At 62.4% G+C, this 24,749-nt stretch carries 22 protein-coding genes; 11 read left to right on the forward strand and 11 right to left on the reverse strand.

Annotation, left to right across the window (positions count from 1 at the left end; all coding sequences use genetic code 11):
- From VN623_RS05460 to VN623_RS05480, 5 genes are all read right to left on the reverse strand, one after another.
- Positions 1 to 852 (reverse strand): 4Fe-4S dicluster domain-containing protein (locus tag VN623_RS05460; protein ID WP_325568927.1); only part of this gene is annotated, 852 nt, incomplete at its 3' end.
- A gap of 41 nt (positions 853 to 893) precedes the next feature.
- On the reverse strand, positions 894 to 2,117 hold the full coding sequence (locus VN623_RS05465) for an FAD-binding protein (protein ID WP_325568929.1): 1,224 nt from the start codon (positions 2,115 to 2,117) through the stop codon (positions 894 to 896).
- Positions 2,118 to 2,131: 14 nt separating this feature from the next.
- On the reverse strand, positions 2,132 to 3,604 hold the full coding sequence (locus VN623_RS05470; RefSeq protein ID WP_325568931.1) for an FAD-binding oxidoreductase: 1,473 nt from the start codon (positions 3,602 to 3,604) through the stop codon (positions 2,132 to 2,134).
- A gap of 635 nt (positions 3,605 to 4,239) precedes the next feature.
- Positions 4,240 to 5,622 (reverse strand): glutamate--cysteine ligase, encoded by a 1,383-nt coding sequence (locus VN623_RS05475; RefSeq protein WP_325568933.1) that lies wholly within the window; start codon positions 5,620 to 5,622, stop codon positions 4,240 to 4,242.
- Between the two features lie 100 nt (positions 5,623 to 5,722).
- A complete protein-coding gene (locus tag VN623_RS05480; RefSeq protein WP_325568935.1) occupies positions 5,723 to 6,469 on the reverse strand; it encodes a 16S rRNA (uracil(1498)-N(3))-methyltransferase in 747 nt (248 codons plus the stop codon).
- Between the two features lie 120 nt (positions 6,470 to 6,589).
- Between VN623_RS05480 and ubiA the strand changes: the two genes are divergently transcribed.
- From ubiA to VN623_RS05495, 3 genes are all read left to right on the forward strand, one after another.
- The gene (gene ubiA, locus VN623_RS05485; protein WP_325568937.1) at positions 6,590 to 7,537 is read left to right on the forward strand and encodes a 4-hydroxybenzoate octaprenyltransferase; all 948 of its coding nucleotides are present in this window, start codon (positions 6,590 to 6,592) and stop codon (positions 7,535 to 7,537) included.
- Positions 7,538 to 7,835: 298 nt separating this feature from the next.
- Positions 7,836 to 8,114: a DUF4170 domain-containing protein gene (locus tag VN623_RS05490; RefSeq protein WP_325568939.1), complete on the forward strand. Its 279-nt coding sequence runs from the start codon at positions 7,836 to 7,838 to the stop codon at positions 8,112 to 8,114.
- The gene (locus tag VN623_RS05495; RefSeq protein ID WP_325568941.1) at positions 8,111 to 9,913 is read left to right on the forward strand and encodes an ABC transporter ATP-binding protein; all 1,803 of its coding nucleotides are present in this window, start codon (positions 8,111 to 8,113) and stop codon (positions 9,911 to 9,913) included. The genes VN623_RS05490 and VN623_RS05495 overlap by 4 nt, the downstream gene beginning before the upstream one ends.
- A gap of 12 nt (positions 9,914 to 9,925) precedes the next feature.
- On the opposite strand, the gene VN623_RS05500 is transcribed toward VN623_RS05495, so the two are convergent.
- Complete coding sequence (locus VN623_RS05500) at positions 9,926 to 10,534, reverse strand: fused DSP-PTPase phosphatase/NAD kinase-like protein (RefSeq protein WP_325568943.1); 609 nt, start codon at positions 10,532 to 10,534, stop codon at positions 9,926 to 9,928.
- 335 nt (positions 10,535 to 10,869) lie between these two features.
- Here VN623_RS05500 and VN623_RS05505 point away from each other — a divergent pair, with 335 nt between their 5' ends.
- Positions 10,870 to 12,873 (forward strand): glycosyltransferase N-terminal domain-containing protein, encoded by a 2,004-nt coding sequence (locus VN623_RS05505; RefSeq protein WP_325568945.1) that lies wholly within the window; start codon positions 10,870 to 10,872, stop codon positions 12,871 to 12,873.
- A complete protein-coding gene (lpxK, locus tag VN623_RS05510) occupies positions 12,870 to 13,904 on the forward strand; it encodes a tetraacyldisaccharide 4'-kinase (protein ID WP_325568947.1) in 1,035 nt (344 codons plus the stop codon). The genes VN623_RS05505 and lpxK overlap by 4 nt, the downstream gene beginning before the upstream one ends.
- Before the next feature lie 5 nt (positions 13,905 to 13,909).
- On the opposite strand, the gene VN623_RS05515 is transcribed toward lpxK, so the two are convergent.
- Both VN623_RS05515 and xseA read right to left on the reverse strand, forming a co-directional pair.
- Complete coding sequence (locus tag VN623_RS05515; RefSeq protein ID WP_325568949.1) at positions 13,910 to 14,140, reverse strand: DUF2093 domain-containing protein; 231 nt, start codon at positions 14,138 to 14,140, stop codon at positions 13,910 to 13,912.
- A gap of 107 nt (positions 14,141 to 14,247) precedes the next feature.
- Positions 14,248 to 15,657 carry an exodeoxyribonuclease VII large subunit gene (gene xseA / locus VN623_RS05520; protein WP_325568950.1) on the reverse strand — a complete coding sequence of 470 codons (1,410 nt, stop codon included), beginning with the start codon at positions 15,655 to 15,657 and terminating at the stop codon, positions 14,248 to 14,250.
- 140 nt (positions 15,658 to 15,797) lie between these two features.
- Between xseA and purD the strand changes: the two genes are divergently transcribed.
- Entirely contained in the window at positions 15,798 to 17,075 is a 1,278-nt protein-coding gene (gene purD / locus VN623_RS05525) for a phosphoribosylamine--glycine ligase (RefSeq protein ID WP_325568952.1), read from the forward strand.
- A 45-nt stretch (positions 17,076 to 17,120) separates the two neighbouring features.
- The gene (locus tag VN623_RS05530; RefSeq protein WP_325568954.1) at positions 17,121 to 18,116 is read left to right on the forward strand and encodes a patatin-like phospholipase family protein; all 996 of its coding nucleotides are present in this window, start codon (positions 17,121 to 17,123) and stop codon (positions 18,114 to 18,116) included.
- A 3-nt stretch (positions 18,117 to 18,119) separates the two neighbouring features.
- Here the strand turns inward: VN623_RS05530 and VN623_RS05535 are convergent, their stop codons facing one another.
- A complete protein-coding gene (locus VN623_RS05535) occupies positions 18,120 to 18,584 on the reverse strand; it encodes a nucleoside deaminase (RefSeq protein ID WP_325568956.1) in 465 nt (154 codons plus the stop codon).
- A 105-nt stretch (positions 18,585 to 18,689) separates the two neighbouring features.
- On the opposite strand from VN623_RS05535, the gene VN623_RS05540 reads away from it, so the two are divergent.
- From VN623_RS05540 to bfr, 4 genes are all read left to right on the forward strand, one after another.
- Entirely contained in the window at positions 18,690 to 19,487 is a 798-nt protein-coding gene (locus tag VN623_RS05540) for a pseudouridine synthase (protein ID WP_325568958.1), read from the forward strand.
- Positions 19,484 to 20,062: a 16S rRNA (guanine(966)-N(2))-methyltransferase RsmD gene (gene rsmD / locus VN623_RS05545; protein ID WP_325568960.1), complete on the forward strand. Its 579-nt coding sequence runs from the start codon at positions 19,484 to 19,486 to the stop codon at positions 20,060 to 20,062. Before VN623_RS05540 ends, rsmD begins: the two co-directional genes overlap by 4 nt.
- 269 nt (positions 20,063 to 20,331) lie before the next feature.
- Positions 20,332 to 20,667, forward strand: coding sequence for a hypothetical protein (locus tag VN623_RS05550; protein WP_325568962.1), 336 nt, complete (start codon positions 20,332 to 20,334; stop codon positions 20,665 to 20,667).
- A 150-nt stretch (positions 20,668 to 20,817) separates the two neighbouring features.
- Positions 20,818 to 21,309 carry a bacterioferritin gene (gene bfr / locus VN623_RS05555; RefSeq protein WP_325568964.1) on the forward strand — a complete coding sequence of 164 codons (492 nt, stop codon included), beginning with the start codon at positions 20,818 to 20,820 and terminating at the stop codon, positions 21,307 to 21,309.
- Positions 21,310 to 21,466: 157 nt separating this feature from the next.
- Here the strand turns inward: bfr and mutL are convergent, their stop codons facing one another.
- Both mutL and VN623_RS05565 read right to left on the reverse strand, forming a co-directional pair.
- Positions 21,467 to 23,266 (reverse strand): DNA mismatch repair endonuclease MutL, encoded by a 1,800-nt coding sequence (gene mutL, locus VN623_RS05560; protein WP_325568966.1) that lies wholly within the window; start codon positions 23,264 to 23,266, stop codon positions 21,467 to 21,469.
- 30 nt (positions 23,267 to 23,296) lie between these two features.
- Positions 23,297 to 24,652 carry a glucose-6-phosphate isomerase gene (locus tag VN623_RS05565; protein WP_325568968.1) on the reverse strand — a complete coding sequence of 452 codons (1,356 nt, stop codon included), beginning with the start codon at positions 24,650 to 24,652 and terminating at the stop codon, positions 23,297 to 23,299.
- Positions 24,653 to 24,749: the final 97 nt, after the last annotated feature.

A 24,749-nucleotide genomic window follows, 5' to 3' on the forward strand; every position in this document is an offset into this window, starting at 1 on the left:
ATCATGCGCCAGAAGATGGCCGTAGTCCTTGACCGTCGTGCCGCAACCCGACGTGTTGATGATGACGGCGTCGATGCCGCCCTTGGCAATTTCCTTGCTCCAGGCGTCGACGTTAATCTTCGCGGCCTTGATCGCCTCGGCCCCGCGGCCCATGTGCTGGCTCAAAGCTCCGCAACAGCCGGCGCCCGCCGCGACAACAACATCGATGCCGCCACGGGCGAAGAGTCGGATCGTCGCGTCGTTGATCTCCGGTCTCAGAACCTGTTGCGCGCAACCCGCGAGCAGTATGACACGGCCCGTGCGTACTCCTGTCGGCTTTGCCGTACCCGGTCCGCGAAAACGCCCCGCGTGCGGCCCCTCGATCGGTGCCAAGTCGATCATCGCGGCGAGTTCCGGAAGCTTCAGGGCCCGTAGTGTCTTGGACAGTCGCCGTCCAAGCGGCGCCGCCCGCATAGCCAATCGGAAGCGGCGCGGATGGGGCACGATCGCCGTCAGCGCCCGTCGGATCATACGATCCTTGAGACTACGGCTGCCGGTCTTTTCGATGTGCTCGCGCGCGATCTCGACCAGGTGCATGTAGTCGACGCCGGACGGGCATGTCGTCATGCAAGAGAAGCACGAAAGGCAGCGATCGATATGCGTCGAGACTTCGGGCTTGGAATCCAGTCCCCGCTCGAGCATGTCCTTGATGGCATAGATGCGACCGCGCGGACTGTCGCGCTCATCGCCGAGGACGACGTAGGTCGGGCACGTCGCCGTGCACAGTCCGCAATGAACGCAGCGGCGCAAAATGCTGTCTGCCTCCGCTATCTGCGGATCTTCGAGCTGCGCTTTGGAAAAGCTGGTGTGCATCGCGCCTAACTGTGCGGGTTCGTTGCCTGCGGGCCTTACGTCTAGATGTTGGCGTACATACGCCCGCGGTTCAAAAGTCCGTCCGGATCGAACGCGGACTTGATACCGCGTGTCAATCGTTCGATTTCCGGCTTCAACGGCTCAAAGACGTCGACGCTGGCTCTGACCTCCGGCTGCGCCCGGATCAAGGTTGCATGACCTCCGCGGACCGATACAGCTCGGCGCACGTCGGCGGCCCCGGCATCGGCCGCTACCGGAACTTCAAGCCATATCAGCGCTCCCGCCCAGTCGTAGAACGCAACGACGTCCATGAACTTCTGGATCGCGAAAACGATCTCGGCCGCTTTTGTCGGTAGCGCCGAAATTCGCCACAGGCTCGTTTCGTTGGAAAAGGGCATGACAGAAAGCGCCCTGAACTCGCTCCACAAACTCCAGGTTTGCTCCGCATCGAGTTCAATCGGATGTCCGTAAACTTTCAGCGCGGCTTTCAGCTTCTCTTTGCGCTCATCGACGGCCGCCGAAAAATTTTCGAGCCGCAATAGTGTCACCGGCTCATCTATGCCTTTGAGCTTCGCCTGCCTCAGTCGGGATGCGCAGTTCTTCGGCAGATGCACGGCGCCCGAGACTTCAAGCGGCGTTCCCATCGCCACAGTCAAGGCTTCGATGCCAAGGTCGTCCGGCAGTCCGGTATACGCAAGCGTCACCATCGTTTGCGGCAAAGGCGCGACCTTAAATGTCACCTCGGTCATCACCGCAAGTGTTCCCCAGCTGCCGGTCAAGCCGCGTGCTACGTCGAGGCCGGTGACGTTCTTCATCACGCGCCCGCCTGATTTGAAAAGCTCGCCACGGCCGTTGACCGCCCTGACGCCCAGAAAATTATCCCGCGCGCTTCCCGCCGCGATGCGTCTGGAGCCCGAAAAATTCGTCGCAAAGACGCCGCCGATCGACAACGCGCCACCCGGAGCACCGGTCGCCGGTCCGAGATCGACCGGTTCGAAGGCGAGCATCTGTCCACGGGCCGCGAGTATGGCCTCGATCTCGTAGACGGCGGTTCCAGCACGCGCCGACATGACGATTTCGGTCGGCTCATAAAGCGTCACGCCTTTGAGCCCGGACGTCGACAACACGACATCGGCCTTGGAGGTGCGGCCGGCATTGCGCAACGCGCCGTGGCCGACGACCTCCATGTCCCGCTTCTGACTGGCGAGCTTGGCAATCATCGACTGCAGCTCCCATTCGGCTGCGGGTCGCAAGAGTTCCGTCACGATTGCACCATGCGTTACGCCGCCTCGGGTGCACGTGCGGCGAGCCCGGCGCGCAGGCTCTCGCTAGCGTCTAGTGGAAAAACTTTGGCCGGGTTCAGCCGCCATCCCGGATCGAACACGCTCTTGATGCGCATCTGCACGTCGAGGTCGGTTGCCGTAAATTGCGTCGCCATCAGCTCGCGTTTCTCGATGCCGACGCCGTGCTCGCCGGTGAGACAGCCACCAAGCTCGACGCAGAGCCGCAAAATAGCGGCGCCCGCAATTTCCGCCCGGTCGGCTTCATCGGGGCTGTTGGCATCGTAGAGAACGAGCGGGTGGAGATTGCCGTCGCCGGCGTGGAAGATGTTCGCAACTCTCAGGCCGTGCTCGGCGCAGATCTGGCTTATGCGCGTCAGCGCGTGCGGCAGCTGGCTCAGCGGAATGACGCCGTCCATGCAGAGATAATCTGAAATACGGCCAATGGCTCCGAACGCGGCCTTGCGCCCGGCCCAAATGCGCGCGCTTTGTTCCGCGTTCGAGCTGATCGACACGGTTTTCGGATCGAACCTCGCAGCAATTTCCGCGATGCGACCGAGCAGAACGCCGATTTCGTTTTCAGAGCCTTCAACCTCGACAATCAGCAAGGCTTCAGCGTCGAGCGGATATCCGGCGCCGGCAAACGCCTCACAGACTTCGGTCGCGGCGCGATCCATGTATTCGATGGCAACGGGAATGATGCCGGCCGCAATGATCGCCGCGACGCAGCTGCCGGCAGCCTCCGGCGACCGGAAGCCGATCAGCATCGGCCTTGCGGCTTCGGCGGACCGGATGATCTTGACGGTCGCCTCGGTGATGACGCCGAGTTGGCCCTCCGACCCAATGACAAAGCTCAGGAGGTCGTATCCGCCACGATCAAGTGTCGTTCCCCCGATTTCGACGATAGTGCCATCCATCAACACCATCTTCACGGCGAGAACGTTGTGAGTCGTCACGCCGTACTTGAGGCAGTGGGCGCCGCCCGAATTCATCGCGAGATTACCCGCAAGTGTGCAGGCTAGCTGCGAGGATGGATCGGGCGCGTAGAAAAAGCCCTGCACCGCGACGCGCGCCGTAATCTCCAAATTTGTGATGCCGGCTTCGACACGTGCGAACCGATTGGCGAAGTCTATCTCGAGCACGCGGTTCATTTTCGAAATGCAAAGGACGACCGCGTCCTCGCTCGGCAGCGCTCCGCCGCAGAGCGACGTTCCGGCTCCGCGCGGAATGACCTTCACATCGTTCTCGTGGCAGTATTTGAGGATCTTCGAGACTTCTTCGGTCGTACGCGGAAGGACGACCAGCATCGGCATGCAGCTGTAGGCCGTGAACGCATCCGTCTCGTAGGCGCGCCGGCCATCCTCGTCGACGATCAGCACATCCATGCCGACACGGTTCCGCAGTCCCTCGATGATGAGTGGCCGCCGGCGAAGAACGCCGACTTCGGGCTCAGGGAATTCAATGTACGGCATCGCCCGACCTCTTAGCGCCGGTCGCCCGGTATTGACCTTGCGTCCCAGGTCTCTCTCGATTTCAGAACGGCTCGACGGAACCGCCAGACAAAGGGCCCGGACGCGGGTCGCGGCAGAGGACCGCTGCCGTTAAGCATTTTCGCATGTGCGGTGGTGGCCCGCAATACGGGCCGAGGCCGTTGCATCGCCTTCTTACGAAAATCTCGCTAGTGGCGACCGCGATCGCGGCCGGATGGTTGATGGCCCTGCGGTTCATGACCCATGGGCTCGCGGCCCATCGGCTCACGACGGGATGAAGGTCCGCTTCGGCGGAAGCACCGGGTAATACAGGATTGGAGTTGCGCATCGCATCTTGGCGACGACAAGAGCTTCGTCGTCATTCGGCAAGAGTTGTGGTCGCCGCGGCACCCATCCACGCAGGGATCGGTGTTCGCATGGCTCGCCCCGAAGGCGGCCAACATGACAAGTCCGGAGACGGCTGCACCCGACGCGCGTTTCAACAGCGATGCGACGCGCGACATGTGCCGCCTCCTCACTCCCGACTGCGGGCCCGGGTCAAACGTTGCGTGCTAACCACTCGACCATGAACAATGGCTGAACCGGACCGCATGACTATGCAGCCTGCTCGCAAGCACTCAGAAGGCAAATTCCTCAAAAATATGGTCAATGTTGCCGTTCCAGTCGCCGGAATAGCGGCGCAGAAACTCATCTGACAACGTCCGGCCGTTATCCGAAATCTGTTCGAGCGGCGCCAGATAGACCGTTTCGTCCTGCTTCCGCGAATTGAGGCGCCCGCGATTCTTGAGCCCCAACCGCGAGATGCGAAGGGCCTGTCGGGCGAGGTCGCGAACGCTCGTCGATCGGAAGCGCGTCCCGAACCCCGACTTCGGCACGTCGTTGCGCAACTTGTCGCGTTCGTCGGCCGTCCAGTCTCGCACCATCTCCCAGGCTTGGTCGAGCGCCGTCTCGTCGTAAAGAATGCCGGTCCAGAAGGCCGGCAACGCCGTAATCGTTCCCCATCGACCGCCGTCGGCGCCGCGCATTTCGAGGAATCGCTTGAGGCGAACTTCGGGAAAAAGTGTTGTCAGGTGATCGGACCAGTCGTCGGCGGTTGGGCGTTCGCCTTCGAAGCCCTTGAGGCGTCCGTTTAGAAAATCGCGGAACGACGCGCCCGCGACGTCGATGTAGTTGCCGCCGCGATAGACGAAGTACATCGGCACATCGAGCGCGTATTCCACGTAGCGCTCGTACCCCATCCCCGGTTCGAATACGAACGGAAGCATTCCCGTTCGACGCTTATCCGTATCGCGCCAGACTTCGCTGCGCATCGATTGAAAACCGTTCGGCTTGCCTTCCGTAAATGGCGAGGAGGCGAACAGCGCCGTCGCAATCGGCTGCAATGCCAACGAGACGCGCAGCTTTTTGACCATGTCGGCTTCGGAACCATAGTCCAGGTTCACCTGTACCGTCGCCGTTCGGTACATCATGTCGAGGCCGCGGCTGCCGACGGTCGGCATGTAGCGCGTCATCACCTGATAACGCTTTTTCGGCATTCGCGGCACTTCGTCGAGACGCCACTTCGGCGAAAATCCGATGCCGAGGAAGCCGATCGCGAGATCTTCGCCGACGTCGATGACCTCGCGCAGGTGTTCGTCCGTCTCGGCCGCCGTCTCGTGCAGCGTTTCGAGCGGCGCTCCCGAGAGTTCGAACTGTCCGCCCGGTTCGAGACTGATCGTGCCGCCTTTTTCTCCATCCGGCCGTCTTAGCGCGATGACGTTGTCGCCTTCGCGGATGGCGATCCAGCCATAACGCCGGATCAGCTCTTGCATCAGCGCGCGGATGCCGTCCGGGCCATCATAGGAAACCGGAGCAAGCGATCCCGTCCGGAAGACGAACTTCTCGTGCTCGGTGCCGATCCGCCATTCGGATCTGGGCTTCTCGCCGGCCGCGATCCAGCGCACGAGATCATCGCGCGTTTCGATCGTCGCGCTTTGCGACCCTTGTTCTCGCGTTGACATGCTTGACCGGCCCGGCCCATTCCTGATTGCACCCGCGGCGGCGCCCGCACGGCTTCAGCCTTATGGCGGGGCATGACATCGACGGCAAGGGCGGTGCGCCTCAGCGCCGCCGCCAGTCGCCAAGAACGGCATTTGTCAGCGCCAGCACCGCGACCGCCGCCGTGTCGGCGCGCATGATTCGCGGGCCGAGCGATATGGGAACGACGAACGGCTTGCCGAGAAGTCGCTGGCGTTCGCCTGCCGAGAACCCGCCCTCGGGCCCGATCAGGACGGCGAGCGGGCCCGGCTCTATCCGGCCCAGCGATTCGACGGGATCGGCGTTGTCTTCGTGTTCGTCGCAATAGATGAGCTTTCGGGTCGCATCCCAGCCGGTCAGGGCATCCTGCAGCCGGACGGGCTCATGTACCTCAGGGACTCGAAGAACGCCGCATTGCTCGGCCGCCTCGACGACGTTGGCCCGCATCCGTTCGGTGTTGACCCTCTCCGCGATCGTTCGTTCCGTGATGACGGGCCGCAGACGACGGACGCCCATTTCCGTCACCTTCTGCACCATGTAATCGAGGCGTGACCGCTTGAGCGGCGCAAAGACATAGTCAATGTCAGGGCCGCCCTCCTGCGGGCGAACCTGACGCTCAAGCCGCAGCGTCGCACCACGCTTTTTGACTTCGCCGAGAGCCGCAAGCCATTCGCCGTCCCGGCTATTGAAAACGAGGACCTCGGCGCCCTGTCTGAGGCGCAGTACGGTGGTCAGATAGCGAGCCTGAGCCTCGGTGAGCTCAACTGTTTGGCCGGCGGAAAGGCCGCTCTCTACAAAGAGCCGTTCCGATGCTAGGTCGCGAATTGCCATGTTCCGGTCTTATCGGAGCTTTGTATCCAGTCAAACGGCTTTGCTGGAGATGGTCGGCGTTGCACAGCGCTGCACCGCAGGATAGCGTTTTCGATAAACCGCCGAGGAACGTCCGCCACTATGGAGATAGAGGTTTCGCCGATTGCCGATGCGCCGCCGTCGAACTGGGTCGACCGGTGGGCGCCCGAATCATGGCGTCCCTATCTGAGGCTCGGCCGCTTCGACCGGCCAATCGGCGCCTGGCTGTTGCTTTTCCCGTGCTGGTGGTCGCAAACGCTCGCCCAGATCGATTTGGGCCAGACTTTTCTCAACTTCGGTTATCTCGTCCTGTTTGCCATCGGCGCTCTGGCCATGCGCGCCTCGGGATGCGCTTACAATGACTATATCGACCGCGACATCGATGCGCAGGTCTACCGAACTGCGAATCGGCCTATCCCTTCAGGACAGGTATCGCCGGAAGCGGCGCTAGTTTTCGTCGCAGCGACGGCCTGTGTCGGTCTTGCCGTCGTCCTCAATTTCAACTGGTTCACGATCTGGCTGGCCATTTCGTCCCTGCTGGTCGTCGCCGCTTATCCCTTTGCCAAGCGGTTGATCCCCTACCCGCAACTGGTCCTCGGGTTCGCATTCAGCTGGGGTGCGCTTGTCGGTTGGGCTGCGGTCAAGGGCTCGCTCGGCTTGCCGGCGCTGGTGCTTTTCACTGGATGCGTGCTCTGGACCATCGGCTACGACACGATCTACGCCCATCAGGACAAAGAGGACGACGCGCTACTTGGGCTTGGCTCGACGGCGCTGAAATTCGGAGACAATACAGTTTCGTTTGTCGGGGCATTGTACGGGCTGGCCGCCATCTTCTGGCTGATCGCCGGAGCCCTGGCCGGTGCCCACCTCGTCTATTTTCTCGCCGTCGCACTGGTCTTTCTGCAGATGTCCTGGCAGGTCGCGACGCTCGACATTCACGATTCCGCCAATTGCCTCAGACGGTTTCAGTCCAATCGTGATGTGGGATTGGCGGTATTCCTGGGATTGCTGGCCGATAAGGCGCTTTCGTGGTTCGCGGGCCTCGGCTGAACACACGTCACACGACGACAGTTCGCCGCACAGCAACGGCGCGAGTTTGAACCACTCGCGCCGCGCCGTTACGTCTCGCCTGTTGACTTTTTTCGAGCGGCTATTGGTGCAGCCTGGCTTCAATTCCTAACAGGATTGTCTTCCAATAGGCTTAAATTGTATCGTGAAAATATGCTTAAAGTGACGTTTCAACTTCGGACGGCCGGCGTCGAGTTCCCGCACTCTCAAGCGGTTGACGTCACTCGCGGCTTGGGCTTTCTGCCAACAGCGCAGCGGCAATCTTTCAGGAGAAGACTAATTGCAACGGCCCGCCTCTTCCCCGGACTCACAGCCGCAGCTTCTTCACCTTGTGTTCGGCGGTGAGCTGAAGTCGCTCGACGGCCACGAATTTCGCAATCTCGGCAGCGTTGACGTGGTCGGGATCTACCCCGACTACCAAAGCGCCTACGCCGCCTGGAAGGGAGCGGCCCAGCGCTCGGTCGACAACGCGATGATGCGGTATTTCATCGTCCACCTCCATCGCCTGCTCGAACCGAACGGTTCGAGCCCGGTCCGCCAAGCGACGCCCACATCGTGAGTTCGCATCCCCATAAAGCCGAGAAGCGACCACGCGCACGGCTGCGGCTCGATGCGCCCTCGCGCGCGCTGCTCCACCGCTTCGTCATGGATTGGGTTTGGCCACGGCGGCTGGAACTCGTCTGGACGCTGTTTCTGACGGTCTGTCTTGCCGGTGTGACCGGCAGTTATCCGGCGATCATCAAGAAATCATTCGACTTGCTTATGGGCGGCAAGCACTCGGGGGCGTTGCCGTGGGTTCTTGCGGCAATCATCGGCATTACCTTGGCACGGGCAACACTGCTCTATTTGCAGGCTGTCGCGTCGAACCGCGTCATTCTGCGGCTCACCTCGGACATGCAGAAGGTTGCCTTCAGGCACCTTATCAACTCGGATTTCTCACGTCTCTCGCGTGAGACGCCGGGCCGGCTGATGTCGCGGCTGACAAACGACATCGGATTTATCCAAACCGCATTGTCCTCCGGGCTGAATTCGTTTTTGCGGGATCTCTTTTCCGTCGTGGCCCTCGTCGGGGCTATGTTCTATCTCGACTGGGCGATGACACTCATCGTCCTCGGCGTTTATCCGATCGCAGCCCTTCCCGTCGCGACCATCAGCGACAGTCTGCGCCGCGTTGCAAAGCGCACGCAAAGCGGCCTCGGCGACATGACATCGCTGTTGTCGGAGAAGCTATCGGGCGCGCGTCTCATCAAGTCGTTTCGCCTCGAGGACTACGCTGCGGCGCGGCTCGATAAAAGTTTCGAGGATCTTTACCGGCTAAAAATGAAATCGGTGCGCACACGCGCCCGCATGGATCCTATCCTTGAAGCATTAGGAGGCCTCGCAGTCGCGGGCGTCGTCGGATTCGCTTTTCTACGGATTTCGACCGGCATTTCGACCGTAGGCGATTTCATGGGTTTCATAACGGCATTGCTGATGGCAGCACAGCCTATCCGCGCGCTCGGAAATCTCGCAGGCCGCGTCAAAGAAGGCATCGCGGCGGCAGAAAGCTTTTATGGTCTTCTTGACGAAAAGCCTTCGATTACCGACAAGCCCGGCGCCAAAGAGCTTCAAATCTCAAAAGGCGCGATTTCCTTCCGCGACGTCGCGTTCAGCTACGACAAGCACTCGAAAGAGCGCGCCGTCTCCAATTTCACGCTCGACGTGCCGGGCGGCAGCACCGTCGCGCTCGTGGGCCGCTCGGGCGGCGGCAAGTCGACCATCGTCAATCTGGTGCCGCGACTCTTCGACTTGACCGAAGGGGCGATCGTCATCGACGGCCAAAATGTGCAGGACGTGACGCTCGCCTCACTGCGCGACCATGTTGCGATCGTCAGTCAGGACATCACGCTCTTCGACGATACAATTGCCGCCAACATCGCCCTCGGACGACTTCGCGCCAGCGAAAGCGACATCATCGAAGCCGCGAAGGCGGCGGCGGCGCACGATTTCATTCTTGCCCAACCGCAAGGCTATCAGACGATCATCGGCGACAGGGGCGGCCGGCTATCCGGTGGCCAGCGTCAGCGGCTTGCGCTGGCACGAGCGATACTCAAGGACGCGCCCATTCTGCTGCTAGATGAAGCCACGAGTGCGCTCGATAATGAAAGCGAGCAACTCGTACAGGAAGCGCTCGCCACGTTCACGCGCACCCGTACGACTCTCGTCATCGCTCATCGGCTGTCGACGGTGCAGAGCGCCGACATGATCTGCGTCATGGAAGCAGGCTCCATCGTCGAGCGCGGCACCCATGCCGAGCTTCTCACCCGTAACGGCCCCTATTCGCGCTTGAACCGTTCGAGCCATGCGCTCGCCAGTTGAGACAAAGGCGGTCTACTCGCGTTTCAACAAGTTGTTGACCAGCCTGTTTGCCCAGCCACGCGCTTTGAACGAATGAGCGATCTCGTCGGGATCGTAGACCTTGTCGACCCAGTCCCAGAATTCGATGCCCGTCATAGCCGAATCTTCCAGGTAGCGATCGAATACCGCATCGAGGATGCCGGTGTCGGCATTGCGGAAATGGCCGTACCGCAACGATAGCTGGTTTCTCGCTTCGTGGATCGGCACGCCGTCGCGAACATGGCGAACCATCAGCCCCATCACACCGGCGCGATCGGCGCCCGACTTGCAATGTACAAGGATTGGATATTCAACGTTCGCCAGCAAATTCCTGATGGCCTTGAACTGCGCACGTGTCGGCGCCGCACGAGACCTCAGGGCCAAATCGACGAGCTTGACGCCATGACGCGCGCACGCCTGCTGCTCCAGCCAGCGTGTTCCGAACGTTTGTTCGCCGCGAAGGTTGACGATCGTTTTGATGCCGTGTCTGGCGAGCCAGCGGACGTGATGAGGCGCCGGCTGAGCGGAGCGCCAGGCATCCTGCGTGATGCGATGCCTGTTATTATAAACGAGCCGCACAAACCCGTAATCTATGAACAGCATTTCCGCATAGCATAGGACAGGCGCGAACCTCGACCGCACCCAGGACGGGGACGAATGGACGACCCGGTGCAGCAGAGCACCGCTCTTCCGGCGCAGACCGCGCTTAGCTTGTTTAATGAGGCTGGCCATTTGGGGCTGTCAGAATGCCCCGATTCGGAGCCTGACCGCGCGGGCGCAGAAGGTGCTATTCAGTGGTTTGTTCGCCAAAGCGCGTGATCCAATCCAATTGAACTTGCTAAGTATTCACTATAGCTACAGGCCGCAAGGGCTTTGGATAGCGACCGCTTCGTGCGCCGCAAGGCCTTGCTACAGTTACAAAAAGGCAGCGCCATCGTATGGCCGAAACTAAGAAGACGCTTTTGCGATACGGGGGAAAAGCGCTGGCGGGTTTCGTACGCCATGTTGCCAGTTCGTCCAATATCATCAACGACCCGCCAGATCTCGCCGACCGTCTTATCCAGGCCCATCCTTGCATCGTGGGGTGCTGGCACGGCCAATTCATGATGATCTCCGAACTTCGCCCCGAGAACATCAAAGTCGCGGCGATGGTCGCTCGGCACGGCGACGCGGAACTGATCAGTGAAACATTACGGGCGATCGACGTCGAACTGATACGCGGTGCCGGCGCGGGCAAGCGCAAACGTGATCGCGGAGGGGCAGCTGCGCTGCGCGCATCACTCCGCGCGCTTGCGGACGGGTATTCACTTGTCATGACCGCGGACGTTCCGCCGGGACCAGCGCGTGTTGCGGGCGCCGGCATCGTAACGATCGCGCGCATGTCGGGCCGGCCCATCGTTCCGGTGGCGGTCTCTACGAAGCATTTCGCCTCGTTCGATACGTGGAGCCGGATTACCGTCAACCTCCCCTATTCGAATCTCGCATTCGTCGTCGGCGATCCTATTGAGGTTCCCCGCGACGCTGACGCCGCCACACTCGAGGCCAAACGTCTCGAACTCGAAGCCGCGCTCAATACCGCAACCACGAAAGCGTACGCACTCTCTGGGGGCGATCTGCACAGGGCCACGCCGCTCGATCAACTTGCAGCGATTTCTCCGCCCGAACCGGGCCTGGCGCTCAAAACCTACCGCGCCGCGACCTCCGTACTGAGGCCCGCCGTGCCGCTGCTGCTCAACGTCCGCGGCCGCCAAGGCAAGGAGGACGTAAGCCGGCGTGGAGAGCGCCTCGGCTTCGCGGGGCGCCCGCGTCCCGCTGGTCAGGTCGTCTGGATGCATGCGGCGAGCGTCGGCGAAACGAACGCCATCCTTCCGCTCATCGAAGGTTTGCTTGATGCCAATCCGCACATCCACGTTCTGCTGACGACGGGCACGACAACGTCCGCTGGCGTCGCGGGCAGCCGTCTCCCGGATCGGGCGTTTCACCAATTCGTCCCACTCGACATTCCGCAATACGTTTCTCGATTTCTCGATCATTGGAAGCCGGCGCTTTCGATATTCACCGAGTCCGACATCTGGCCGAACCTGGTTCTCGGGACTGCCGAGCGGCAAATTCCGCTTGTGCTCGTCAATGCCAGAATGTCGCCGCGGAGCATCGGCCGCTGGCGCAAGTTCGCGAAATTCGGCCGTCCGTTGTTTTCGCGCTTTGCGGCCGTGCTTGCGCAGAATGCCCAGGTGGCGCGTGCCATCAAACGCCTCGGTGCACCGAACATCATCATCGCGGGCAACATCAAGATCGATTCCCCGCCACCGCCCGTCGATCATGCCGTGCTCGCGCGCCTGAAGAGCGCGGTCGGAGCACGCCCCGTCTTTCTGGCTGCCAGCACGCATCCCGGCGAAGACACGGTGATCGCGGCGGCACACACGCTGATGCGCAGCAACATCGAAGGCCTGTTGACGATCATCGTGCCGCGCCATCCCGAACGCGGCGGCGGGCTTGCCGCAACGCTCGGGGGCCTTGGACTCAAGACGCAGCTGCGGTCCAAGTCGCCAGACCCCGAACCCGAGACGGAAATTTATGTCGCCGACAGCATCGGCGAACTCGGAACGTTTTATGCGATTGCACCCGTCGCCCTCGTTGGTGGATCGCTCGTCGAGCACGGCGGACAAAACCCCATTGAGGCTGTCGGTCACGGCGCCTGCGTATTGACCGGACCGTTCACTCACAACTTTCGCGAAGCCTATGCCGCGCTGTTTCGCGAAGGCGGAGCCATCGAGGTCCGTTCGTCCGACGATATTGCGCGGCACGTCACGATGCTTCTCAGGGATCAGATCGCCGCGAAGCGCATGCGCGCCGGGGCCGAACGCGCGTTGCAATCGCTCGGAGGCGCGCTCGAAAAAACGCTCAACGCCATCCAGCCGCTGCTCGAGAAGAAAAGGATGTGAGCTTGCGTAGTCGCGAACCCGATTGGTGGTATGGCACCGCGCCGCACTGGCAGGCGACGCTACTTTCCCCGATCGGGGCGCTCGTCGGAGAGATCGCAAAGGCGAGATTGCGCCGTGCGAAGCCCTATCGCGCGCTGGTCCCGGTCATATGCGTCGGAAATTTCACGGCCGGCGGATCGGGAAAAACGCCGCTCGCCATCTTGATCGCCCGCTTCGTTTCCGGCCTCGGACGAGAGCCCTGGTTTCTGTCTCGCGGATATGGCGGAACGCACGAAGGTCCGCTGCGGGTCCAGCCGGCGATGCACACCGCTGGTGAGGTCGGAGATGAACCGCTGCTGCTGGCGCGTCACGCGCCGACCGTCATTTCGCGCGACCGCCGCAAAGGCGCCGAAGCGATCGAGGCCAGCGCCCCGCGTGACGCCGTCATCATCATGGACGACGGACTGCAAAATCCGGCGCTTGCAAAAAGCATTTCGATCGCCGTCGTCGATGGGGATCGCGGCTTCGGCAACGGCTACGTGATTCCGGCCGGGCCGCTGCGTGCACCCCTCGCGGCGCAAATTAGTCTTGCCGACCTGATCGTCACGACCGGCCGCGCGGACTCCGGCGACACGCTGGCTATCATGGCCTTGCGCGGGATGACGGATGCTCCATTCATCAAAGCCGAGACGCGCGCAACGGCTGCCGCCGCCGAGATGAAAGGTCGGAGGGTCGTCGCCTACGCGGGGATTGCCAACCCTCAGCGCTTTTTTTCAATGCTCAACAACCTCGGCGCCGACATCGTCGAGCGCCACACGTTCGCCGATCATCACGCCTTCAGCAATGCCGAAGCCGAGAGTCTTCTCGACGCCGCGAGCCGCAACGAGGCAAGTCTTGTCACCACGGAAAAAGATCTCGTCCGGCTTATGGGAGCATCCGGCCGTCGCGCAGAACTTGCAAAGCGATCAGCGGCGCTGGCGATTGAAACGGTGATCGAGGATGCGGACTTGAAAATCCTGACGACCATGATCGCACGCGCCATCGCGCGCTAATCGCATCAGCCCGTCTGGCGTGCCCGCAAATCCAAATACCTTTGCACCGAGATTGCAGCGGAAGCGTAAGCCTCCTGCGCGTCGACACTCCAGTAGCGCAAATCCGCAAGCGCGATCGGCTCTCCGGTGACGGCGCAACGGACGTACTCGCCGGGCGACAGCACTTCGAATTCGCCATCCAAAAATCGAAGCTTGGCTTCGTTACGAACGCCAAAAAATTTCTCAATACGATTCATAAAGCTTCCCGGGACGCCGTTCCCTAGACCCGCCGATATGCGCGGTTCATGCCACGCACTGCATAAGAACTCGGCAGGCTTATTGCTATCCTTCTAGCCCAAAATCACTAAAAAAGAGAGCCCTGTCCGCCGCGCCTACTTTCCTTGGGGCGCGGCGTTTTGGACCCGCCGCCGGTTGCCGCCTCGCCCGGCTCAGCCGTTCCGCCGCCGTCCGCCACAACGCCGACCCGGCCGTCCGAAAACTCAACGCTCAACGCGGCACCGGCAGCAACCGATCGCGCGTGCCTGACCATAAGTCCTGCCTCGTCGCGCACGAGTGCGAAGCCGCGCGATAGAACGCTTTGGTAGCCCAAGGAATTGAGGAGTGCGCTCTTTCCATCAAGCACCCTGCGGCGCACCGCCACGCGATTGAGCAACGCTTGCCCGGCGCGCCTCTCGACCGCGACGAGGCGTTCGCGGAGGCGGGCCAACCTCTGGGCCAGAGGCGCCGTCGATAGACGCCCCGAGATGCGCGCCAATTTCGTCGCATGCGCCCGCGCATTGGCAAGAAGCGCCCGCGACAGACGCCGGTCGATCGCATCGAAACGCTGACGCGGCATGGCGACCAGATCATCGAGCGTTGGCAGGCCGCGGGAGGCCGCCTTCAGATGTGTGCGAACGCTTTCGAGCAGGCGTCGCACGGCCGTCCGTTTGCGCAGTTGAAGTTTGTCGAGCGTCTCGATCAGTTCGGAATATTTCGGCACTGCCCACTCGGCGGCCTTGGTCGGCGTGGGGGCGCGAGCATCCGCGACGAGATCGAGCAGCGTCCAGTCCGTCTCGTGTCCGACAGCGGAAATCAGCGGAATATGGCTCTCGGCCGCCGCACGCACGACGATTTCCTCGTTGAAGCTCCACAAATCCTCGAGGCTGCCGCCGCCACGCGCTACGATCAGTACGTCGGGTCGCGGAATTTTCCCGTCCGCTTGAAGCGCGTTGAAGCCGCGGATCGCCGCTGCCACTTCTGCGGCGCTGCCTTCACCTTGTACCCGCACCGGCCAAAGCAGCACGCATGTCGGAAAGCGTTCGTGGAATCCAGCCAGCATGTCGCGGATCACTGCGCCGGTCGGGGATGTGATGATGCCGACGACTTTCGGCAGGAACGGGCGGGGCTTCTTGCGCGCCTCCTCGAAAAGCCCTTCGGCGGCGAACTTGCGCTTTCTTTCGTCGAGCAACGCCATCAGCGCGCCGGCGCCGGCCGGATCGAGCGCCTCTATGACGATCTGATATTTCGAAGACCCAGGAAACGTCGTGATGCGGCCGTGGACGACGACTTCCATGCCCTCCTCAGGCTTGAAACGCAGCCGACCGAAAGCGCCCTTCCAGATCACAGCATCGATCTTGGCCTTGTCGTCCTTCAGAGCGAAATAGCAATGGCCGGACGAGTGCGGCCCGCGATAGCCCGAGATTTCGCCGCGCAGGCGGACGTAGCCGAACCCGTCTTCGAGCGCGCGCTTGATGGCGCCCGAAAGTTCGGACACCGAAAATTCCGGGGCGTTGGCACCCGGCCGGTTGTCACTTGCTTGGTTGGTTGAATTCAATGGCTTGCTGTTTTGTTTGAGCGACTTGTCTGTTTCGCGTTCGATGCTACACCAAAGCACGAATTGCAACAGGCGACCTGATGAATGTCTTGCTGATTGGCGCGGGCGGCCGCGAGCACGCGCTCGCCTGGGCGTTGAGCGCAAGCCCTCTCTTGACCAAGCTCTTCTGCGCGCCCGGTAATCCCGGGATCGCCGAGGTCGCCCAGTGCATCCCGATCGATCCTGCCGATCACGACGTCATCATCACGTTTTGCCGCGACGAACGCATCGAGCTGGTGGTCATCGGTCCCGAGGCGCCGCTCGTTGCGGGACTGGGTGACGCGCTCGGCGAGGCCGGCATCAAGTATTTCGGCCCGACGCGCGCCGCTGCTCAGCTCGAAGGTTCGAAAGGATTTACCAAGGACCTCTGCCGCACGGCCAACATTCCGACGGCCGCCTACGGCCGCTTCATGGACCCAGAAGCCGCCAAGACCTACCTCGCGTCGCAAGGCCTGCCGATTGTCGTCAAGGCCGACGGACTGGCGGCCGGCAAGGGCGTCATCATAGCGACGACACGGGAAGAAGCCGAGGCCGCCGTCGAAGCGTGTCTCTCTGGCGTCTTCGGCACGGCTGGCAACGAGATAGTCATCGAAGAATTTCTAGAGGGCGAGGAAGCGAGCTTCTTCGCGCTTTGCGACGGCGTGACGGCGCTGCCGCTCGCCTCGGCGCAAGATCACAAGCGCGCCGGCGACGGCGACACTGGCCCGAATACCGGTGGCATGGGCGCCTATTCACCGGCACCGATCGTCACGCCCGAAATGGCAGACCGAGTCATGCGCGAGATCATCATACCGACGGTGAAGGCGATGGCCGCGCGCGGCATGCCTTTCAAAGGCGTCCTGTTCGCGGGCTTGATGATTTCGGCGTCGGGGCCGAAGCTCATCGAATTCAACGTCCGCTTCGGCGATCCGGAAACGCAGGTATTGATGATGCGCCTCAAATCCGATCTGCTTGCCGCATTACTGGCAACCGTCGACGGCGTTCTTTCGAATTTCGATCTTCGCTGGAGCGATGACGCGGCATTGACGGTGGTGATGGCGGCCAACGGCTATCCCGGCAAACCGATGAAAGGCACCGAGATCAAAGGTCTGGACGCGGCGAGGGCTACACCAGATGTCGAAATTTTTCACGCCGGTACGCGCCGGGACGGCGAGCGCCTTGTTGCCGACGGCGGACGCGTATTGGATGTCACGGGCCGCGGGCGCAATGTTGCCGAGGCGCGGGCCGCCGCCTATGCCGCGATCGCCAAGATCGACTGGCCGGGCGGATTTTATCGCAACGACATCGGCTGGCGCGCCTTGCAACGAAGTAAAGCCTGAACGGATGTTCCTGCGTTTGAGCGGACAACGGATTGCAGATCAGCCATGACCGCTCGCACGCCTCAACGATTGCCGATCCACAGCGAGCCGTTGGCGCGGACGCCGACAATCGGGCTCGCCCTTGGCGGCGGGGGGGCGCGCGGTCTCGCGCATATCGCGATGCTCGAGGCCTTCGACGAACTCGGCGTCAAACCCAGCATCATCGCCGGCACGTCGATCGGCGCGATCTACGGCGCGGCCTATGCCTCTGGAATTTCCGGGCGCGAACTGCGCGCGCATACGAGGGATATTCTCTCCCAGCGTTTCGGACTGGCTCGAAACCTGTTCGCAGCAACGGGGCAGCCGTTCCAGCGGATCATGAACGTGCTCGGGGCGCGCAGCGCCATCTTGGACCCGGCCGTCGTGCTGGACTTGATCCTGCCGAAAAACGCAAAGACCATTTTCGCCGAATGCGACATTCCGTTGAAGATCGTCGCCTCCGATTTCTACGATCAGGAGCCGAGGGTGTTCACGGAAGGTCTGCTTCGGCCGGCAGTCGCGGCCAGTATGGCGCTGCCGGTCATCTTCCAACCCGTCGTCACCGGCGGAAGAGCGTTGATCGACGGCGGCTTGACCAATCCCTTGCCGTTCGATCTGCTCATTGGCGAGGCGGACATTATCGTCGCCATCGATGTTTCGGGCGCGCCCGTGCCCGATCCGAGGCGTTCGACGCCGACGGTTCTCGAAGCGCTCTTCGCCAGCGCATTCCTGTTTGAAGCGACGATCGTCAAGGAAAAGCTGAAGTCGGCCCAGCCCGATATCCTGATCAGAGCCGGCACGAGTAAATATCAGGCGCTCGAATTCCTGAAGTTCGACGAGATTCTTGCGGCGTCGAAGCCGGCGAAGGAGCGGCTGAAGCAACAGCTGGCGCGGGTTCTTTCGGTCGAAACCCTGCCGCAACTCGCGTCGCCGGACACGCAGTCCGGCCTCGACGTGCCACCGCAAGAGCCGAGGCGGCGAGGCCTGTTGGCGCGGGCACGCAAAGGCCGCAAGCAGGAGTAAGCCTCATAGTTCGCGGCGTTCGGCGAAAAAAGTTTTGAGCAACGATGCCGCCTCTACCTCCGCGATACCGGGATAGATTTCCGGCACATGATGGCATGTGGGCTGGCTGAAAACGCGCGCGCCCTGCTCGATGCCGCCGCCCTTCGGGTCGCTGGCGCCGTAGTAGAGACGCCGCAGGCGTGCGAATGAAATGGCCGCCGCGCACATCGGGCAAGGCTCCAACGTGACGTAGAGGTCGCAGCCGATAAGCCGTTCCGAGCCGATGGCCGCGCAGGCGCCGCGGATTGCCAGCGTTTCTGCGTGCGCCGTCGGATCGCGAAGCTCCAATGTCCGGTTTCCCGCGACCGCAAGCACCTCGCCCGTGGGTGAAACGACGACCGCACCGACCGGCACCTCGCCGCGTGCCGCGGCCGCGCGGGCCTCAGCAAGCGCAAGCGCCATATGGCTTACGGCGCCGGTCGATGTCATAAGCTCGCTCCGTCGTTCGAAGGCATCTGATCATTCATGTCCAAATCACCCGTCAGTTCCAAACCGCGCGCCCTGGAAAGCCGAGCCGAAAGTCGAGACGGCCCGATGCGCATCGCCAAGGCGATGGCGCACGCAGGCCTCTGCTCGCGCCGCGAGGCAGAGCGTTGGATCGCCGACGGCCGCGTCAGCGTCAACGGCAAGCTGCTCAAAACCCCTGCCGTAGAAGTCAGCGGGAGTGACAAAATCTTCGTCGATGGCAAGCCGCTGCCGACGGCCGGGCCTCCGCAGCTCTGGCGCTACCACAAGCCGAAAGGTATCGTCACCACGCATTCCGACCCGCAAGGGCGTCCGACCGTATTTGAAAAAATGCCGCCGGAAATGCCGCGCGTCATTTCGGTCGGCCGGTTGGATTTCAATACCGAAGGCTTGCTGCTGCTAACCAACAATGGCGAACTGGCCCGCCACCTCGAACTTCCGATCAATGGTTGGGTACGGCGGTACCGCGTCAGAGCCAAGGGCCGGGTGGCCGCGGAAGATCTCACCAAGCTCAAGGACGGCATCACGATCGACGGCGTTAACTACGGGCCGATCGAGGCAGCCGTCGACAGCGTACAGGGTGCCAACACGTGGCTGACCATCGCCATTCGCGAAGGCAAGAACCGCGAAGTCCGTAACGTCCTCTCCCACCTCGGCCTCGTCGTGAACCGCCTGATCCGCGTGTCATTCGGCCCGTTTCAGCTTCTCGATCTCTCACCCGGCGCGGTCGAAGCGGTGAAGCGGCGCGTGCTCGCCGCGCAGCTCGGCCCGCGAGCGGCCGAGACGTTCGGCCTTTCCGAGAGCCAGGTCGACCGCAAGGCGCGGCATGCCCGAGGCAAGGCCGCCAGCAAGGCCGGCGACGCATGAGGGTCGTTGCCGGTAGGTTTCGCGGCCGCCCCCTGGTAGCGCCGGACGATGCGGGCATTCGCCCGACTTCAGACCGTGTCCGCGAGAGCGTGTTCAACATTTTGGCTCACGGCCTCGGAGAATTCTCGATCGCCGGGCGGCGGGTGATCGATCTCTTTGCCGGTACGGGCGCTCTCGGAATCGAGGCGCTGTCGCGCGGGGCCAGCTACTGCCTGTTCGTCGAGGAAGCCGCGGACGCCCGGGCACTGATCCGACGCAACGTCGAAGCCTTCGGCCTGACCGGCGAAACGCGCATCTTCCGTCGCGACGCGACCGATCTCGGTCCAGCCGGAAATGTCGAGCCCTATGGCCTCGCGTTCCTCGATCCGCCTTATGGCAAGGGGCTTGGCGAAAAGGCCCTCGCGGGCTTGGCTACGGGCAGCTGGCTGATACCCGGCGCGATCGCCATTTTCGAAGAAAAGGCCGGTGCGACCAGCGCCATTCCGCCCGAGTTCAGCACGCTCGATTCGCGAACCTGGGGCGAAACCGAAGTGCGCTTCCTGCGCTTTACACCCTTGGTTCACGAAAAACGCTAGCGAATTCAGAATTCTAACCTGATGCCCGGCACCGCCGCTGGTCGATATCCCCGCTGAGGTTTAACTGCGGCAAATCGGTTGATCGCCGCGCAAAAATCGGCAGATTAATATTGCCGTTACTGGGGTTTGGAATTTGCTGCCGCACGTACTATGTCCATTGTGCGAAAAGGTCACTTGACGAAAGTATACTTTTTCGCACAACTATGCCGACCTGCCCGCTTGAGTGTCCGATGCCGGGGCCTTGAACCCCGATTGATTGGAGCCGTGACGTGATTCTTTGCCAGTGCGCCGTTATCTCCGATCGGGATATCGAGATTGCCGTTTCCGAGATCATGAGCGCCGGACCCGGGCTGCTGCCGACCCCGGGCGTCGTCTTCCGCCATCTCAACAAAAAGATGAACTGCTGCACGTGCGCTCCCGTTACTGTGGCTGCGATTTATGCCGCCATGGACACGCTCGCCAAAGACACTCGCGTCTGCCCGTTTGCGCTTGCTGAAGCCCGTGCCAAGCTCGTGCGCATCGAGGAGCGGCGCGAGCAGCGCCAGCGCCGCATCGATGCGGCACAGCACAACCGTCAAAGCCGTACGGCGCGCCGCGTCGCGTAACGCAAGAGTCTGAATTCCTGCGAGAAGAATCCCGAATGATGCTCGGGGCCCTGGCGATCCGCTGTCCAATCCGCTAGTTGTGTCTCATTGGTTTCGACCGCCTTTGGCCTTAGGCCTGGGGCAATCGCAAATGAGAGGCTGGAGCGGCGCATGAAGGGCAATTCGGACGTTATTACGCGCTTGAACGAGGCACTGAAACTCGAACTCGGCGCAGTCAACCAATATTGGTTGCATTTTCGACTACTCGACAACTGGGGATACAAAAAGCTCGCCAAGAAGGAGCGAAAAGAATCGATCGAAGAGATGCATCACGCCGATCGTCTGATCGACCGCATCATCTTCCTCGAGGGTCATCCGAATTTGCAGCATGTCGCGCCGCTGATGATTGGCGAGCACATCAAGGAAGTTCTCGAGTGCGATTTGAAGGGCGAGCACATCGCGCGCGACTACTACAAGCGGTCACGCGAAATCTGCCGCGACCTCGGCGATTACGTGACGATGGCGCTGTTCGAAGACCTGTTGAAGGATGAGGAAGGTCACATCGATTTCCTCGAAACGCAGCTCGAACTTCTCGGCAGCATCGGCGTCGAGAACTACGGCCAGCTCAACGCCGAAAGCGCCAACGACGGCGACGATCACTGAGCACAGACATCGCCATCCTCGAGCGGACGAGCCTGCGGGACCGCTCGGGGATTCAACGAGAGAGTCGATGATTTTGAGCCCTCGGCGCTTTTTGCGCTGGATCCCCGGCCGCGCACCCGCGCTCGGCCGAGAATGACGACGGCCTGCTCGGCCGCGTTCAACGCCGTCCGAACAGGCGCTCGATGTCTGATAGTTTCAGCGCGACGTAGGTAGGGCGTCCGTGATTGCATTGACCCGAATAGGGCGTCGCTTCCATTTGCCGGAGCAGCGCGTTCATCTCTTCGGCCGTCAGGCGCCGGCCTGAGCGCACGCTACCGTGGCAGGCCATACGCGAGGCGACGCTGTCGAGACGGTCTTTCAGCGTTCGCGCCGTGCCGTTAGCGCGCAATTCGGCGGCGAGGTCTTTGACGAGGCCTTCGATGTCCGTCTCACCGAGCAGCGCCGGCGTGGCTCTGACCGCGACTGCGCCTTCGCCGAAGCCTTCGAGAACGAGCCCGAGTTCGGCAAGCTCCTGAGCGCTGCCCTGAAGCAGTTCGGCATCATCGGCATCGAGCGTGACGATCGCCGGGATGAGCAATCCTTGGGTCGCGACGCCACCATTGGCCAGCGCCGCCTTCAGCTTTTCGTAGACAAGGCGCTCGTGCGCAGCGTGCTGATCGACGATGACCAGGCCGTCGCGAGTCTGCGCCACGATGTAGTTCTCATGCACCTGGGCGCGGACAGCACCCAGCGGGCGGTCGAGGCTCGCCTCCGCCGCTGCCCCCTCCATCGCGCGAACATCGCCGCTTGGCGCGTCGAGAACGGCAAACGGCGCCTGCGCTGCCTCGCTGAAACCGCTTACAAGCCCAGCGCTGTCGAAGCCGAACGACGAAGACGCCTCGGCGTTGGGCAGCACTCCGGCTGAGAAATTTTCGACCGTCAGCACGCCGCCGCGCGCCGATGCCCGGTGCCCGGCCGCTTCCAACGACTGGCGCAGCGCGCCGACCATCAGCGCCCTGACGCGGCCAGCATCGCGAAAGCGAACCTCGGCCTTCGCCGGATGCACGTTGACGTCGACATCGCCCGGCGCGACGTCGAGGAACAGCGCCAGAAGCGGTGACCGCCCGCGCGGAATAAGATCGCCGTAGGCCGCCCGCACGGCGCCGATCAGCAGCTTGTCCTTCACCGACCGTCCGTTGACGAAAAGGAACTGCTGCGTGCTGTCGGGCCGGTGCAGCGTCGGAAGGCCTGCGAAGCCGAAGACGCGCATCGGCGCCGACGCGCCGCTTCCACCGCCCGACACTTCCAGCGCATCCGCGAAGAAGTCGCGGCCCATGATGGCGCCGATACGTTCGAGCCACGCAGCAGACGATCTCTCGCCACGGGCGTAGGTCATGGGCTTCTTGTCGCCGGTCTGCAGCGTGAAACCGATATCGGGATGCGCCATGGCGAGGCGGCGCACGACATCGGTGACGGCCATGACCTCGGAGCGTTCGGATTTCAGAAACTTGAGGCGCGCCGGCGTCGCCGAAAAGAGATCGCGAACCTCGACGATGGTCCCCGGATTGACGGCGGCCGGTCGAACGGGCGACTTCGCACCCCGAATCACCAGCACGGCGAAACCTTGCTCGGCCTCTCGCGCCCGCGACCTGATTTCGAGATGCGCGATCGAGCCGATCGACGGCAACGCCTCGCCGCGAAACCCGAGCGAGCGGATCGCGAACAAGTCTTCTTCGTCGAGTTTCGAAGTGGCGTGCCGTTCGACGGAAAGCGTCAGGTCCTCAGCGCTCATGCCCGAGCCGTCGTCGGTTATCCGGATCAGCGACAGGCCGCCGCCCACGACGACGATTTCAATTTGCGTCGCGCCGGCGTCGATGGCGTTCTCAACGAGTTCCTTGACGACGCTCGCCGGCCGCTCGACGACTTCGCCAGCTGCGATACGATTGATCGTCTCTGGGCTGAGCTGGCGGATCGCCACGGCGTCCGTCTCCTCGTCTTGAAAGCGCTGTTAAGCGCCTTTGGCGAGGCGCTCCCGGGTCAAAACTTTCGCAAGCTCAACCGCCGGTTGGTCGAACGGATCGACACCGAGCAGGCGGCCCGCGAGAATCGTCTCGATCATAAAGTGCATCAGCAGCGCGCCCAGCGCCTTTTCGTCGAGTTTTGCAACGTCGATTGTACGCACGGGACGCCCGGCGCGCGCCAAAGCCTCCGGAACTGCGTGGGCCTGCGCTGCAACGACATCGCCGACGGTGTGGCCGCCGAGCATCCCTGCGCCCGCGATGCCCGCCAGTTCCGCGTCGATCTTCGGGCCCGTGCCGGCGCTGGCGACGCGCAGTATCGTCAAATAGTGCTGGCGCGGGCCGTCCATGAAAAGCTGCAACTGGCTGTGCTGATCGAGCGGCCCGACCGCGCCGATCGGAGTCGTGCCTTCGCCGCCCTTGCCGAGGCTTTCGGCCCAGAGTTGCACGAACCAAGCAGAGAACCGGCCCAGCTTGTCGGCATAAGGCATCATCACGAGATTGCTGATGCCCTTCTCCTTGGCGAGGGCGACGGCCGTTGCGGCGCCGACGGCCGGAGCGAAGTCTTGCGGCGTCTTGGCTGCGAGAAGCGCATCGATGACGGTTTTCGCGCCGGCGCGGATTGCGCGCGCGTCGAGGCCGCGTGCCAGTGCCGGCATCAGGCCGACATTGGTCAGGCACGAGAACCGGCCGCCGATGCCCGTGTGATGCTCGAGCATCGGGATGGCGAACTTCGCCAACAGCGTCCTTAGGCCGTTGCTTTTGCCGGGCTGCGCCGGCTCGGTGATGCCGAGAAAGAGTTTCGGGATTTGAGCTTCGAGGCCCGCCGCCTTGACGGCCGACAGCGTCGCGATCACCTGCGCGAGAGTTTCCGCCGTGCCGCCCGATTTGGACGTGACGATGAAACGTGACTCTGCAAGATCGAGCGTCTTCAACACGCCTTCGAGCGTGCCGCCATCGAGATTGTCGTAGAAGCGCGTTCGCGGCCGGGCCCGCTGCGCCTCATTGGCGACGCCTGGAATTTTCCAGCCGGCGATCTGCGCCAGCGTTTGCCCGCCGAGGCCAGAACCGCCGGTGCCGTAGAATACAAGCGTGTTGGCCCCAACGCTAAGCCGAGCCAGCGCGGCTTCCGCCTCGGCTATGTCGGAAACCTCTTCCGCGATGCGGAGCAATGCGAGACGATTGTTGCGGTAATCGCCTTTCAGCGCCTCGACGTGGGGACCGGCGCGCTCGATCCAAGCGTCGTATTGCGAACGCGACAGGCCGTATTTGCCGATCGCCGATTCCAGACAGCCGTCGATATTCTGATTGAACACGCTGCCATCGTGCTTCTGGCCGTCCTGCATGTCGTACAAACGCTCCTGGAAAATCCAGGCTCCGGCCTAGCCCATTTGACCGCAACGGCCAAGGGCTGTGGGCCGATCCGAAAAGCTCAGGCCGGAG

It is taken from the genome of Hyphomicrobium sp., assembly GCF_035572195.1.
Lineage (GTDB): Bacteria > Pseudomonadota > Alphaproteobacteria > Rhizobiales > Hyphomicrobiaceae > Hyphomicrobium_B.

What these genes read in the sequence shown, in the direction of transcription:
- VN623_RS05470 (WP_325568931.1), bottom strand. Translation starts at nt 3,604, where the DNA reads ATGCCGTACATTGAATTCCCTGAGCCCGAAGTCGGCGTTCTTCGCCGG.
- VN623_RS05475 (WP_325568933.1), bottom strand. Translation starts at nt 5,622, where the DNA reads ATGTCAACGCGAGAACAAGGGTCGCAAAGCGCGACGATCGAAACGCGC.
- VN623_RS05480 (WP_325568935.1), bottom strand. Translation starts at nt 6,469, where the DNA reads ATGGCAATTCGCGACCTAGCATCGGAACGGCTCTTTGTAGAGAGCGGC.
- ubiA (WP_325568937.1), top strand. Translation starts at nt 6,590, where the DNA reads ATGGAGATAGAGGTTTCGCCGATTGCCGATGCGCCGCCGTCGAACTGG.
- VN623_RS05500 (WP_325568943.1), bottom strand. Translation starts at nt 10,534, where the DNA reads ATGCTGTTCATAGATTACGGGTTTGTGCGGCTCGTTTATAATAACAGG.
- VN623_RS05505 (WP_325568945.1), top strand. Translation starts at nt 10,870, where the DNA reads ATGGCCGAAACTAAGAAGACGCTTTTGCGATACGGGGGAAAAGCGCTG.
- VN623_RS05515 (WP_325568949.1), bottom strand. Translation starts at nt 14,140, where the DNA reads ATGAATCGTATTGAGAAATTTTTTGGCGTTCGTAACGAAGCCAAGCTT.
- purD (WP_325568952.1), top strand. Translation starts at nt 15,798, where the DNA reads ATGAATGTCTTGCTGATTGGCGCGGGCGGCCGCGAGCACGCGCTCGCC.
- VN623_RS05530 (WP_325568954.1), top strand. Translation starts at nt 17,121, where the DNA reads ATGACCGCTCGCACGCCTCAACGATTGCCGATCCACAGCGAGCCGTTG.
- VN623_RS05535 (WP_325568956.1), bottom strand. Translation starts at nt 18,584, where the DNA reads ATGACATCGACCGGCGCCGTAAGCCATATGGCGCTTGCGCTTGCTGAG.
- VN623_RS05540 (WP_325568958.1), top strand. Translation starts at nt 18,690, where the DNA reads ATGCGCATCGCCAAGGCGATGGCGCACGCAGGCCTCTGCTCGCGCCGC.
- rsmD (WP_325568960.1), top strand. Translation starts at nt 19,484, where the DNA reads ATGAGGGTCGTTGCCGGTAGGTTTCGCGGCCGCCCCCTGGTAGCGCCG.
- bfr (WP_325568964.1), top strand. Translation starts at nt 20,818, where the DNA reads ATGAAGGGCAATTCGGACGTTATTACGCGCTTGAACGAGGCACTGAAA.
- VN623_RS05565 (WP_325568968.1), bottom strand. Translation starts at nt 24,652, where the DNA reads ATGCAGGACGGCCAGAAGCACGATGGCAGCGTGTTCAATCAGAATATC.